This window comes from Paenibacillus rhizoryzae (genome assembly GCF_059686995.1).
Genome location: NZ_JCAALT010000009.1, coordinates 161,588 through 174,939 on the forward strand (window position 1 = coordinate 161,588; position 13,352 = coordinate 174,939).

The window sequence follows — 13,352 nt, forward strand, 5'->3', positions numbered from 1 at the left end:
CCGCGTTATGAACTAATCTTCAAGTTGTAACGGAGTTGTAAAATAAACGGAGACCCTTGTATATTCATTTTCTTTGGATTCGATTTGCATGGTTGCATGATGGAGCTGGGCAATCTCATTGCAGATGGATAAGCCAAGTCCGATCCCGCCCAGTTCTTTGGAACGGGAGCGGTTCACGACATAGAACGCTTCCGTAATTTTCGCAATGTCCTTCTCGGGTATGCCTCTACCATAATCCAAGACTTCAAGCACAACGCCTTCACCGTGAGGGTAACTTCTCAATTGGATCTCTCCCCCGAACGGGGAAGCTTTGATGCTATTTTCGACTAAGTTAATGAACAGGGACTGCAATAGTTCCCGATCCCCATAGACTAGGTTGGCCGAGCACTCACGTGTTACCGTTATCTGCTTTGCCTCGATATGATGCCGTTCCATATGGGTCACGTAGGCGAACAGATTTTCAAGATCGACAGGCTCCATGGCAATCTTTTCACTCTTTAAATACAGCAATTGCATCATTTTTCCCGAGAGCACATCCAGCCGCGCAATATGCTCATAGATATAACGGACTGCCATCTTCCTTTCTTCCTCATTAAAATTGGCATGATTCAAAAACTCGCTGTATCCCTTGATCGCCGTAATCGGTGTTTTTAGTTCATGCGTGAGGTTGTTGATGAATATCTCTTTGTCTTCGCTCGCCTTTTTGATCGTTTCAATATGATTGGAAACCGCATCGGCCATTCTGTTAAAATCTTGTGCTAATTCCCCAAACTCGTCCTTCCCTCCAACTTTCACTCGTTGATCATACGCTCCTGCTGCAATGGCCTTTACGCCTTTGTTCAACCTGCGAATAGGCGCGGTTAATTGAAACAACAGGAAAATAAGCGCTGCCGACAAAATAATTGAAATCACTACGCTCAATTTCGTGAAATACTGCCGTAAAGTAACTTGATATTCCTGTAAATAATCCGATTTTCTCGAAATAACCAATCTCAAATCCTGAAGTTCCATTTTCCCGCCGACAAAAAGCCATAGCTCGCCATCCATTTTTCTGTAGACGAATTGGTATGGATCCCCGTGCAGCTCTTCCCGCTTCCCTTCAAACTGATAGGCATTGGAGAAGATCAATTGATCCGCTCGGTAAACCTCTAATAGGATACCTTCTTTATAATAATTTGCCGCGAAACTAGTAATTAACGATTCATAGTTGGTACTTCCCGAGCTCTCCGTATAAATGCGAAGGATATAGCTTAATGATTTTTGGATGCTCCCGTATTCGCTCACGCCTCTTGAGATATCCAATTGTTCGTTTAGTTCGTAGCTTTTTTTGAGAAGCGCGTAGGCTCCGAGGTCGAAGGCGATCAGAAATACAATCAACACGCTCAGATACGTTTTCTGCCAGAATTTCACCTTTACACCTCTAGCCTGTAACCGTATTTATAAACCGTTTTGATCCGGTTCTCCCAATTTAGCTTCTTTCTCAGCTTCTGAATATGCACGTCAACGGTTCTGGTTTCTCCATAGAAGTCGAAGCCCCAGGTTTGCTCAATAATTTTCTCGCGGGATAGCGCGATATTTTTATTTTGCACAAGCAGATCCAATAACTGAAATTCCTTGTTCGTGATTTCGACCTCTTGCCCATGAACCGTCACAATATGCTTCTCCAAATCGACTATGGTGTCATCCAGCCTAAATTCGTGCGCGGTCTTTTGGTTTCTTCTTAAAATGACATGGATACGAGCAATCAGCTCCACGGCTTCAAAAGGCTTAACGATATAATCTTCTGCTCCGATCTCCAAGCCATACACTTTATCCGAAACCGAATTCCTTGCCGTTAAGAAGATAACCGGTACGCCCCGTTTCGCAATATCCTGCATAATTTCAAAGCCGTCTCTGCCAGGCAGCATCACGTCCAGGATGATTAAATCGATATGCATCTCATTTAATGTTTTCAATACTTGATCTCCGCTATACAATTGGACATACTCATGCCCGACCATCTTTAAATTGACGGCAATCAAATCATTAATGGCCTTCTCATCATCTACGATCAGGATTTTCGCCATAAGCATACACCTCTACGCCATGATAGCAATTCTGAAATCGAAAGTTATCATGGAGTTGTAAATTCTTTATCCCACAGTCTTACCCCAGTAAAGTTTATCCATTCAAAGGAGTGGAAGAACCCCGGCTCGCAGTGCTATCTCCTCCATTAAAAATACGGTATAATTTGGCATTATACGAAAAGGGGTTATCGCAGTGAGGGTCAAGCTGGAGGGCATTACTATTTTGGCCGATGATGTCGCATCGTTGGCAAGCTTCTATAAGAACGTGATCGGATTCCATGCGGCTATCGAAGAGGAACATTACGTGGAGTTGGTGAACGACGGGGTTCGACTTGCATTCTGCTCGAGGTCTTTAATGGCGGATAATACGAACAACCATCCATCTTTCCTCAACAGTCGCCAAGGCCAAGCTTTCGAGCTCAATTTCGAGTGCGATTCTCCCGAGGCCGTGCATGACCTGTTCGAGCAATACGTCGCGAAGGGCGCCGTGGCGATTACCGAGCCGACACTCCAGCCTTGGGGACATACGGCCTGCTTTTTCGCCGATCCCGAGGGCAATATCCATTCGCTTTTCGCGGTTAATCCGGCTTAATGGGTTCAGATACGCACCTCGATGTTGACTTCGGCAAATAAAAAAATGCAGAGCAACGGCATCCTTATCGCCGTGCTCTGCATGAGCCTTCACATTCTACTTTGCTTTTACTTCCCCACGATAGTACGACAGCACCCAGCACACGCCATTCCGATCGGTAACGGTCGCCAGCAGTCCGTTAAATGGAGCTTCATATACTTCTGTATTTATTGTCCCATTGGCTGCAAAATCACTATAAATCTTTCGGAACTCTTCTTCCGTATCGATTTTCAAAAAGATTCTCACGTAGTCGCCTTTCAGTGTCGGCTTCGCCGCTTGAGTATCGGCAAATTTAAGGGTTACCCCCTCCGCATGAAGGTCCGCGTTAAGCACCTCTTCCCCTTGCTTTCGGAGAATCGTTATTTCACCGCCAAAAACGTGTTGATAGTATTTGATTTCCTCTTTGCAGTTCTCTACTACAATAAATGGAAGTACATTCATCTTCAAGTCCTCCTTAGGATCAAATGATTGTCTCCGGCATTTCCACCTGCTCGCTCAAATTGCGAAGTACGATCTTCAACAGATCCAGTAGCAAGTCATACTCCTCGTCACTTATACTCTTGCGGGTCTTGTTCTTGACGCGTCCCAGCGCTTCCTGCACCTTGGGTACCACCTCGCGTCCGGATTGCGTCAGATAGAGCAACTGGTAGCGTTTGTCGGCGGGATCGATCTCCCTCCGCACGTATCCTTCCACCTCCAGCTTGGCAATCGCCTTGGCGGTCGTCGTCTTGTCAATAAGCAGCTTCTCGCTTAACGCCTTCTGCGTGATTGCTTCTTGAGACACAATAGCCATTAGGAAAATATACTGTCCGCTCCCGATCCGATAGGGTGCAAGCTCCGATGAGATCAATATCTGCATATGCCGATAGATGGCTGAGATATAGTGGCCGTGCGATTCCGTAGCACTATTGTTATCCTGGCTCCAATGTTCGTCGCTCAATTTCACTCCTCCTCTCCAAATAGAATGCTATTGCAACTAATTTCATCATATGCGATATAGGATGCTATTGCAACTATTATTTAACAAAACCATCCAGGTTTCGGATCGTTGATTTACGGTCCAACCACTCTTTCATTATTTTCAGTAAGCAAGTGTGACTTCGGCCCATAAAAAAACAGAGCAACGGCATCACTCTCGCCGTGCTCTGCATTAAACTTCACATACTACTATACGCCTTTCGGTTCTTCCCCAGTCGCAATCGGATTCCCCTCATAACTAATCCAATCACTCCAGCTCCCCGCATACAACCTCACATTCGTAAAGCCCGCTTCCTGCAACGCAAGCACATTCGGACAAGCCGTCACACCGGAGCCGCAGTACACAATCGTCTCCCCGTCCTTCGCCAGTCCTTCGAATCTAGCCGCTTGCTCCTCGGCGCTCTTCCACTGACCGTCCGCGCCGCGGCCTTCCGCCCAGAAGCGGTTAATCGCGCCTGGAATATGACCGGCCACGCGGTCAATCGGCTCCACCTCGCCGCGATAACGCGCGCCTTCACGCGAATCAATAAGCGTCACGCCGGCTTTGCCCAGCTTCTCTTGCACTTCGTCAACCTCAACCAGCATGTTATGCTGCACCGTCGCGAAGAATGGACTCGGAATGAGTATCTTTTGGTCCGCCGACACAGGGAAACCAGCCTTTTGCCAAGCTGTGAACCCTTCATCCAGCACAAAAACCTGCTCATGACCCAGGTACTTTAGCAGCCACCATAGACGCGATGCCATGGCTCCGCCTTGATCGTCATAGGCAATAACGCGCGAAGCATTTCCAATGCCTGCTCGGCTAAGCGTGCCTGTCAGCTCCGCAATGTCCGGCAGCGGATGGCGACCGCCATGCTCCGTAATCGCCGAAGACAGATCCTTCTCCAGATCCAAATAAACCGCACCCGGGATATGCGACTCGTTATAAGCCTCACGGCCGGACTCCGGCTTGCCCAGTTGGAAGCGGCAGTCGACGATCACGATATCCGATTCATACATGCGAGCGAGCAACCATTTGAGCGATACAATATTTTTCATCCTATTAGCCGCCTTCCTTATTCTCATCAATTAGTTAGATTCCAGTACCTTAAATTATACATGATTCCACTCCCGCTTCCACCGCTTCGTCAATTCTGCTACGATATAGGGGTTCACCATCTGTGATTATTCCGCCGCGAGGAGTCTCTATCTATGACCGCTTCCACTGACCAAGCCCTGCCTGCCGAATCCCGCTTCAACGTTGTGCCGCTATCCGACGCATTAGCCGAAGAGCTCAGCACCTGGCGCTACGAACCGCCCTACGATTTCTACAATTGGTCCACCTGGGAAATCATGCAGCAGCTCGGCATCGAGTTTGGCGACGCCTATATCCGGAAGCAGCAGTATGCCGCGGTGACGAACGAAGGCGGCCGCTTAGTCGGCTTCGCGCAGTTCTTTCCCCTGCTGGGTGTAACGCGCATCGGGCTCGGATTACGGCCGGATCTATGCGGCCGGGGACTCGGTATTCCACTCGTACAAGCCATCGTAGCCGAAGCCATCCACCGTGCGCCAACCGACGAAATCGACCTTGAAGTCCATGTCTGGAATACACGCGCCATACGCACTTACGAGCGCACAGGATTCATCATTACCGACACGTATGCCAAGCAAACGGCCACTGGATCGGTCGACGTTCACTGCATGTGCTACATGCCCTAACAACATCCCACTATTACCGCAGCGCGGCCCCAGACGGTCAGCGCTTTCTTTTTTATCGTGCTAAAAGCTTCCGTTACCGCATATCCGTAGTAGTGTCACGAGTCATTACTTTTAAAGGAGGCGGGTCCAATGAAAGTTTTGAACATCGTCAGCTTATTAGTCCTAATTCTCGGCGGCCTGAACTGGTTGGCGATAGGGCTATTTGAGTATGATGTCGTTTCAGAAGTTTTTGACGGGTCAGATTCCGTAGGGGCCAAGATCGTGTACATTATTGTTGGGGTAGCTGCTCTCTATAGCCTATCCTTCTTCTCCAAAGTGTCGGCAGAAGACTAACGTCCCCCTTTCCGCACCCACGCGGATATTCAATCGTCTGGACAAAATAAGAGCCCGTCCCAAGCGCCTCATGCGCGGGGTGGGCTCTTTTCTATTTAGCGTTCGCCTTCAAGCTCGGCCGCATCCAGAAACAGAATACAGCTGCCGCCCACCGGTACGGATATGGTCCGAATGCGATCGAAGGAATCAAGATCCGTATACGTCTGCGAAACCATCGCTTGAGGCCGATCTGCGAACTGAGCGGATAACGGGATAAAATAAGGCCGCCAGCTCCAATTATGCCCGCGATAATGCGGCTCTTTGCTCCACCCGCCATCGCAGACCCGTTGATAGTTAGCGCTCACCTGAATGCCGTCTTTGCTGCACAGATAGAGGCGAATGCAAGGCGAATCCGCCAAACCGTCCAGCAGCTCTTCAATTAAGTCATCACCTGCATCGTCCCCATGGCTGGCGACTCTCCTCTCCCATACCTGATCAACCGCCAGCTGCAGCCGCTCCGCTTCCGCACTCCAATGCCGCTCCGCATGAAGCAATCGTGCCCTGCTCCGATCCAGCCCCGCTTCAAGAAGCCCTGCGAATGACAGTGCCGGCCGGAAAGCAGCCGCCGCAGGCGAGAACAGATACCCCTGCACATAACGCGCACCGATCTCAATCGCCCGCTGCAGGTCTTGCTCTGTTTCCACACCCTCCACCAACAAGGAAGCGCCGATTTGATCCGCTAGCGTGGAGAACGAACGCATGACGCCGTAGTAACCGCTGTGGCACTCGCTCTTCTGGAGCATATGGATATCGATCTTCAGGATATGCGGCTGAATTTGGGCGATCCGGTCAATGCTGCTAAACCCGCTGCCCACATCATCAATCGCAATTAGGCAGCCATAATCCCTATACAAATCAACGACTGCACGCAGCTGCTCCATAGGCCCAAGAAAGGACTCTTCCGTAATCTCAATGACGACTCGCCGCGGGTCGATCTTATATTTATCAAGCAGCTGCAGTGTCGGAAGCTCCCCGGTTGCCACATAGGTCTGATAGATCCACGAAGGCTTCAAGTTAATGAACAGCTTCCCGTGCTCCGGATCACCTGCCGCAAACTTCATCAACGCCTGCTCCCGCAAAATTCGATCCACCCGAATCTGCTCCGCCATCGGCACCGTCTTATCCGCGAAGAATGGCCCGACACTCCGTACACCCTCACCCACTCGAATACGACCAAGCGCCTCATAGCCCATAATACGCCTCGTATCAAGCGCGAGAATCGGCTGATAATAAGGAACAAGTCGACTGATCATATCCTTGTATATATCCTCATGCAAGCCAAATTGCATGCGCTGCGCTTCCGCCATCACCGTAGCTCCCCGAATCTTGGAATATGATGTCACATTTTCTCACATAACTAGTTGCACCTATTGTAAGGTAGCCGCAATAGCTTGTAAAGTCTCCATCCACATCACTTACAGATCACCCAGTAAAAGGATACTTGCAACGCAAAAAAACGCCGATTACCCGTTCCCGGGAATCGACGTCCGATAAACTTCATTATAACGTGCTGCCGACTGCATATCGAGCTCCGTCAAGCCCCCCGCATGCCAAGTCGTCAAACGCAGCGTTACTTTCTTGTAATCGATGCCAATGAACGGATGATGATTCATCGCCTCCGCAATTTCAGCAACTTTCCCCACGAAAGCAATCGCCTCTACGAAAGTGCCAAACCGGTAGCTCCCATGCATCCATTTCTCATCTTGGCGCGACCAGCCGGGAAGTGCTGCAATGGCTTCGTCTGCCGCTTCGGATTGCATTTTCTCCATTTTACCCAATAGCGCGCCTCCCCATCACTCAGAATCAACCTCAGATTAATCGGATGATTCGAATTTCCTTCTGATCCACCGACACTTCAATAATGTGATGCTTTGGCCGGTAGGCCACTACACCTCCGCCTACATGTAGGACAGGCTCCTCACCTAGCGCATAGAACACGTCATCTGCGAGCGCCTCCATTAACTCTTTACGCTGCGCTTCCTCAAGCTCCTCCCAATCGGCTGTCTCCATTTCGAAGAACAAATAGCCGTCCCCGATCGAATGCATCGCCTCCGCCAACTCGCCCAGAATATCGCTGTATTCCCTTGCATGTTTTACTCCCATTTCCAAATGCCCCACTTTCATCTCTTATTCTCGCCTCTTATGTCTTCATTTTACACGAAATCGGATGAAAACTGCTAAAACATCCATTTTGCTCTAATCTGAGCGCTCATTCTGACGATAATAAATAGAGATAGAGTTGCCCTAATTTCTTTTCATTTTGTCAGTCTGACACATCAGATTGTCTGAAGCTGTCTCCCGTTCTCTGGGGCATAACCGATTAGGTCGGTCTACAATGTCCTTATTATCTTATTAGACGAGGTGTGTCATGGAAAAATCTACTGTAATTGGTATCGCACTCGGCCTCATCGCCGTTCTTGTCGGTATGACGCTGAAAGGCGCCCCGATCCACAATCTAGTGAACCCCGCTGCATTTTTGATTATCATTGTCGGAACCGCAGCGTCACTCTTCATCGGTTTCCCACTGAACGAACTGAAGAAATTCCCGAAATTGATCAAAATGATCTTCACTGTGCAGAACCTGCTGCCGCGCGAAGAAGTAATCGCCCTCTTCATGGAATGGGCAACAATTACACGCCGCGAGGGTCTTCTTGCACTGGAGTCCAAAGTAGACGACATCCAAGATATGTTCCTGCGTAACGGCATGAGAATGATCATAGACGGTAACGACCAAGACCTCGTACGCGATGTGCTGCTCGAGGATATTGCCGCTACCGAAGAACGCCACCGTGCGGGAGCTCTTATTTTCTCACAAGCCGGCATGTATGCACCTACGCTCGGGGTTCTCGGCGCCGTAATCGGCCTCATCGCGGCACTTGCCGATATGAGCGACATGGAGAAGCTCGCCCATGCGATCGCAGCCGCGTTTGTTGCTACACTTCTAGGTATATTCACCGGTTATGTATTATGGCACCCCATTGCCAATAAGCTCAAGCGTCTTTCCAAACGTGAGGTTGAACTGCGCCTCATGATGGTGGAAGGCTTGCTCTCCATTCAATCCGGTGTTTCTACCATCGCGATTAACCAGAAGCTCTCGGTCTTCTTGACACCGACCGAACGTATTAAACTGAGTCAGAAGGGAGCAGAGGCCGTTGAGCAAAAAGCATAAAAGTGAACATCACGAGGAACATGCCGATGAAACCTGGCTAATTCCGTATGCCGATCTCCTTACCCTATTACTCGCCTTATTTATCGTATTGTATGCGATGAGTTCAACCGATTCGAAGAAATTTCAAGATATGAGCAAAGCCTTCAACATCGCGTTTAGCAGCGGTATTGGCGTACTGGAGCAATCAGCGGTCATCAGCAACGCCAATCAGTTTGAAGATGCAAATGAAACCAGACGCCGCGAGGCCAATCAAGATATGCAGAAGAAAGACATTGAGGCTCTGAAGCAGAAAGAGCAAGAAGACCTCGAGAAGCTCAAGAAACAAGTAGACCAGTACATTAAGACGAATGGCCTGACTACGCAGCTCGACACGAAGCTCAACCAATCCCAGCTGACCATTACGATCTCCGACAGCTCCCTGTTCTCACCGGGCAGTGCGAAGGTCAAGCCGGAATCGCGCAAGCTGGCCGTTGAAATTTCCAACATGCTGCAGAAGTATCCGGATTATGAAGTGAAAGTATCCGGCCATACCGATAATGTACCGATCAACAATAAAGAATTCGAATCGAACTGGGAGCTAAGCTCCATGCGGGCGATCCGCTTCATGGACATCCTGCTTCTGAATAAAAAGCTGGATCCGCATCTCTTCAGCACCATCGGCTTCGGCGAGTACCGTCCGATTGCGCAGAACACATCCAACGTAGGACGCGCCAAGAACCGCCGCGTTGAAGTTTCGATTATTAGGAAGTATACGGATGCCAGCAAAGACGCAACCGTATCCGTGCCCGCGAGCAAATAACACAACAAAAAAACCGTCAGGACCCCTAAGTCCTGACGGTTTTTCTATGCCCTGCGAGGCGTTATAGTGACAGCTCGATGGAGCGCTTCACCAGCACGTCCATCGCGTCGACGCAATGCTGCTTCGTTCCTTCACTAAGCGGAACAATCGACAGCTCCGTGCAAGCGATAATAATGCACTGACACCCATCTTCCGTAATCAACTGATGAATGATATCCTCAAGCTCCTGCGGGTCGATTTGAACGCCGCGTTTGATATCCTTGTAGATCATATTCATAATTTGCTGCTGCATCGTATCCGACGGCAGATGCGGCACCAGCTTGTGCTTACGTGCGGATTCACTGTAGATACCGCTGTGCAGCGTCCCGTTCGTTGCGAGAATGCCGACCTTACAGCCGTCGCCGTAAGCCTCGTGGATGACCTTGATCGACTCCTCAACCATGTTGATGATTGGAATCTGCGTCATCTGCTGCATCTCGGTTACGTAATAATGCGCAGTGTTGCACGGAATTGCGATATTGGATACCTCTGCGTATTCCAGCAGCCGGATATCCTTCTCAATCTCACGCAGAAACTGTTCGGGACTATTCTCAAGAATGACATGAGTTCGATCCGGAAGCGAAGCATGATTGAGTATGACCATATCGATATGATCCTGATCTCTGTCTGCAACCGTACTTTCGATAATTTGATCGATAAATACGCTCGTCGCCTTCGGCCCCATTCCGCCTAGTACACCTAACCGACTTCTCTGTTCCATCATTCAACCTACTTTATATGAGTTAATCTATAGCGTTCGTTATTCGTTACCCTTCTTGGCCTTGCTCCGAAACCGCCTACTTCGAATCCTTCAGCAGCTTTAATGCGATTTCTGCTCCGGGGTCCATCCCCTGGCAGCCCGCCAGCAGAATCAAATCACCACGTTCTGCCTTGGACAGCGCGTAGGAAATGGCATCCGGCAGCTCGCGATACAGCTTCACGTCAATGTTCGCTTCCGCCATCACTTCCATGAACACATCCGCTTCCTCGTCGGAAACCGTATTGTTCTTGTTCACGTGGGACTCACTGCGCGTCGCGATAATTTCATTCATCTCTAGACGGTTCATCCATTTCACAATCGCTTCTGCGTTCTCCCGATTAATGATCGGACCCCGATTGCCCCGAATCGCATAGACAAAGTGGCACTGTTCATAGTCCATGTACCGCAGCGTTTCCAGCGTCACGTCGATATTGCCCGGATTGGCAAAATGATCATCGATCATGATGAACTCATCCTCGTGAATAAACTCGAACCTGCGCTCAACTCCGCCAAAAGTCCGTAGCGTCTCTTGAATGGTTGCAATCGGAACGCCGCACAGCAGTGCGATTGCGATAGCCGCCATGGAGTTATAGACCGAATGCAGCCCCGGAATGCGCAGCTCTACGCGGAACTCGCTAGGCGTGTACGCGACTCCGTCTCCTTCGAATGGCTTTCTGATTTCTACCGTAAACTTAGCACGCCCGGTCGACAAATCTAGATCCTTGCAGTGCAGCGTACCTTCTTCGCTCTTCAGTCCGTACGTCACGACCTTCGCGCGCGTTTTGTCCACTAGCGAGGCCGAATACTCGTTATCCAAATTAAGAACCGCATGGCTATGCTCGCCAGCCCGTTTAATCAAGCCCGCCTTAGCTTCAAAATAATTCTCGAACGTTCCATGAGAATCAATATGCTCGCGGCTTAAGTTATTGAAGCAAACGATATCGTAATCCACCGTCTCTACACGGTGCGACTCCAGCGCCGCCGAAGAAACTTCCATGCTGACATGCGTCACGTCGCGCTCGACCATTTGCCCTAGGTAAGACTGCAAATCAAGCGATTCCGGCGTCGTCAGCTCGGATGGGATCTTTACATCATCGATTTTGATTACAACCGTACCCATTAGACCGGTCTTGAGACCATGATGCTCCAGAATCGCATTGGTCATATAGGTCGTGCTTGTTTTTCCGTTGGTAGCCGTAATCCCGATCATCTTCAGCTTCGAGGACGGATGACCGAAGTAAGCATCCGCCAGCTGCGCCATCGCAATGCGACTGTTAGGCACGACATATTGCGGAATCGGCACATCCTCTTGAATGTACTCGACGATTGCAGCAACCGCGCCGCTTTTAACCGCATCGCGCAAATATTTGTGACCATCCGTGCTATAGCCTGTTATACAGACGAATAGGTGTCCCGGCGACACCTTCTGTGAATGATAAGAAATGCCGGTGATCGTGAGATCCTCCGCTTGGAACGACTCGATAATCGCGGTCGCTTGAAGCAGCTCCTGTAATCTAGTCATAGAATGAATCCTTCTTTCTACCCGCAAAGCACCACGCTGACGTCCGTCTTAAAGTAGTGCCTGCTTTGTAATCGATCGTCGATCATCTGCTGAATCTGCCAAATGCTTTGCCTGCAAGCATGCCTAGGAACGCGAAAGCCGGCTTCGGATCTTTCCAATCCCAGATCGCATGCGCCTTCGGCTTGAAGTAAGAGGCGATAACTTGTCCAACGGTAAGCTGCTTCGTCTTGATATAATTTCGGACTGCCAATAGATCCTCATACGCGTACCAGAATACAAGATTCGTATCCTTCTTAACCGCATGCGGAGGAAGCGGCGAGCCTGTCAGCTCGCGGTACGTAATGTAAGGAATATTCACGCCCGTGCGGAACAACAAGTTATTCAAATTCGTAATCCGAACGTTAATCTCGATTAAGTAGAATTGGCCTGTAACGGCATCCTTCTTGAATTCGATCTCAGCGAAACCTTTGAACTTCACGGCTTCGAAGAATTTGGCACCCAGGTCATACAGCTCAGGAACATACCGTTGTCCCGTATATACGGAAGCGCCGAAGTTAATCGGATACTGGCGGAATTTCTGGCAGGTTACCCAGTGCGTCACTTTCGCATCCTGGTTCATATAGGCGTCGAACGTATACATATGATCATCGAAGCCCGGAATGATGCGCTGTACGATAACTTCAAGGCCCGCTTCATGCGATCGTGCAATCGCCGCTTCCAGCTCCGCTTGGTTATTCACCTTGAACAGCTTCTTGCGGAATTTCGCTACGAATGAAGGCGAATCAACGGGTTTGATAATGCATGGATATTGAATAATCGTATCGATTTTCTCTTGAAAATTGTCTTCGCCAACGCGCACCGTCTCCGGCACCGCAACACCCATCTCCAGTGCGATCCGCTGCAGCGTTTCCTTGTTCATCAGCTTCGTATAGAGGCCTTTCTCCGTCTGCGGGATCAAGAAACTCTCTCTCAGCTCATCGAGATACTCGTCCACTACTTCTACATAGGAATCGTGGCAAGGAATGAGAACGGGCTTCACGCTCTGCTTGTCCGCATAATCCTTCAGAAATTGAATAAACCCTTTCGGGTCTTCTTTATAATGAGGCGCAATCAGCCGCTCCGAGCAATATTTGGACTTCACGGCGTACGTGTTTTTATCCGTATAATCGACAGCAACCGTATGTATGCCGTGAATCCCTAAGCAACGAATCGTGCTTAAACCTATATAATAATTACATCCCAATATGACGGCCTTGTTGCTCATTAACAAACGCACATCCTGTTTGAATATATTTTTTTATAAATACCTCTATGCAAA

The 13,352-nt window shown here is 49.4% G+C and carries 16 protein-coding genes; 5 read left to right on the forward strand and 11 right to left on the reverse strand.

Annotated features, from left to right (window positions below):
* Positions 1 to 12 precede the first annotated feature (12 nt).
* Together AC6ESO_RS24750 and AC6ESO_RS24755 are read right to left on the reverse strand one after the other, a co-directional pair.
* A complete protein-coding gene (locus AC6ESO_RS24750; RefSeq protein WP_497093734.1) occupies positions 13 to 1,410 on the reverse strand; it encodes a sensor histidine kinase in 1,398 nt (465 codons plus the stop codon).
* Between the two features lie 2 nt (positions 1,411 to 1,412).
* On the reverse strand, positions 1,413 to 2,066 hold the full coding sequence (locus AC6ESO_RS24755; RefSeq protein WP_497093735.1) for a response regulator transcription factor: 654 nt from the start codon (positions 2,064 to 2,066) through the stop codon (positions 1,413 to 1,415).
* A gap of 193 nt (positions 2,067 to 2,259) precedes the next feature.
* On the opposite strand from AC6ESO_RS24755, the gene AC6ESO_RS24760 reads away from it, so the two are divergent.
* Positions 2,260 to 2,658 carry a VOC family protein gene (locus tag AC6ESO_RS24760; protein WP_497093736.1) on the forward strand — a complete coding sequence of 133 codons (399 nt, stop codon included), beginning with the start codon at positions 2,260 to 2,262 and terminating at the stop codon, positions 2,656 to 2,658.
* 96 nt (positions 2,659 to 2,754) lie between these two features.
* On the opposite strand, the gene AC6ESO_RS24765 is transcribed toward AC6ESO_RS24760, so the two are convergent.
* The 3 genes from AC6ESO_RS24765 to AC6ESO_RS24775 form a co-directional block, all read right to left on the reverse strand.
* Entirely contained in the window at positions 2,755 to 3,138 is a 384-nt protein-coding gene (locus AC6ESO_RS24765; protein WP_497093737.1) for a VOC family protein, read from the reverse strand.
* Positions 3,139 to 3,157: 19 nt separating this feature from the next.
* The gene (locus AC6ESO_RS24770; RefSeq protein WP_497093738.1) at positions 3,158 to 3,637 is read right to left on the reverse strand and encodes a MarR family winged helix-turn-helix transcriptional regulator; all 480 of its coding nucleotides are present in this window, start codon (positions 3,635 to 3,637) and stop codon (positions 3,158 to 3,160) included.
* A 227-nt stretch (positions 3,638 to 3,864) separates the two neighbouring features.
* Entirely contained in the window at positions 3,865 to 4,713 is an 849-nt protein-coding gene (locus tag AC6ESO_RS24775) for a sulfurtransferase (protein ID WP_497093739.1), read from the reverse strand.
* A gap of 153 nt (positions 4,714 to 4,866) precedes the next feature.
* Between AC6ESO_RS24775 and AC6ESO_RS24780 the strand changes: the two genes are divergently transcribed.
* On the forward strand, positions 4,867 to 5,373 hold the full coding sequence (locus tag AC6ESO_RS24780) for a GNAT family N-acetyltransferase (protein ID WP_497093740.1): 507 nt from the start codon (positions 4,867 to 4,869) through the stop codon (positions 5,371 to 5,373).
* Positions 5,374 to 5,502: 129 nt separating this feature from the next.
* The gene (locus AC6ESO_RS24785) at positions 5,503 to 5,706 is read left to right on the forward strand and encodes a DUF378 domain-containing protein (RefSeq protein ID WP_494821845.1); all 204 of its coding nucleotides are present in this window, start codon (positions 5,503 to 5,505) and stop codon (positions 5,704 to 5,706) included.
* 95 nt (positions 5,707 to 5,801) lie between these two features.
* On the opposite strand, the gene AC6ESO_RS24790 is transcribed toward AC6ESO_RS24785, so the two are convergent.
* From AC6ESO_RS24790 to AC6ESO_RS24800, 3 genes are all read right to left on the reverse strand, one after another.
* Positions 5,802 to 7,052 carry an EAL domain-containing protein gene (locus AC6ESO_RS24790; protein WP_497093741.1) on the reverse strand — a complete coding sequence of 417 codons (1,251 nt, stop codon included), beginning with the start codon at positions 7,050 to 7,052 and terminating at the stop codon, positions 5,802 to 5,804.
* A gap of 156 nt (positions 7,053 to 7,208) precedes the next feature.
* Entirely contained in the window at positions 7,209 to 7,514 is a 306-nt protein-coding gene (locus AC6ESO_RS24795; protein WP_497093758.1) for a 4a-hydroxytetrahydrobiopterin dehydratase, read from the reverse strand.
* Positions 7,515 to 7,554: 40 nt separating this feature from the next.
* On the reverse strand, positions 7,555 to 7,848 hold the full coding sequence (locus AC6ESO_RS24800; protein ID WP_494821847.1) for a hypothetical protein: 294 nt from the start codon (positions 7,846 to 7,848) through the stop codon (positions 7,555 to 7,557).
* 265 nt (positions 7,849 to 8,113) lie between these two features.
* Here AC6ESO_RS24800 and motA point away from each other — a divergent pair, with 265 nt between their 5' ends.
* Both motA and motB read left to right on the forward strand, forming a co-directional pair.
* Positions 8,114 to 8,914 (forward strand): flagellar motor stator protein MotA, encoded by an 801-nt coding sequence (gene motA / locus AC6ESO_RS24805; RefSeq protein ID WP_494821848.1) that lies wholly within the window; start codon positions 8,114 to 8,116, stop codon positions 8,912 to 8,914.
* On the forward strand, positions 8,898 to 9,713 hold the full coding sequence (motB, locus tag AC6ESO_RS24810; RefSeq protein WP_497093742.1) for a flagellar motor protein MotB: 816 nt from the start codon (positions 8,898 to 8,900) through the stop codon (positions 9,711 to 9,713). The genes motA and motB overlap by 17 nt, the downstream gene beginning before the upstream one ends.
* 61 nt (positions 9,714 to 9,774) lie before the next feature.
* On the opposite strand, the gene cuyB is transcribed toward motB, so the two are convergent.
* From cuyB to AC6ESO_RS24825, 3 genes are all read right to left on the reverse strand, one after another.
* A complete protein-coding gene (cuyB, locus tag AC6ESO_RS24815; RefSeq protein WP_494822306.1) occupies positions 9,775 to 10,476 on the reverse strand; it encodes a cysteate racemase in 702 nt (233 codons plus the stop codon).
* A 73-nt stretch (positions 10,477 to 10,549) separates the two neighbouring features.
* Positions 10,550 to 12,034, reverse strand: a complete 1,485-nt coding sequence (locus AC6ESO_RS24820) for a Mur ligase family protein (protein WP_497093743.1) — start codon at positions 12,032 to 12,034, stop codon at positions 10,550 to 10,552.
* 82 nt (positions 12,035 to 12,116) lie between these two features.
* On the reverse strand, positions 12,117 to 13,298 hold the full coding sequence (locus AC6ESO_RS24825) for a carboxylate--amine ligase (protein ID WP_494822308.1): 1,182 nt from the start codon (positions 13,296 to 13,298) through the stop codon (positions 12,117 to 12,119).
* Positions 13,299 to 13,352: the final 54 nt, after the last annotated feature.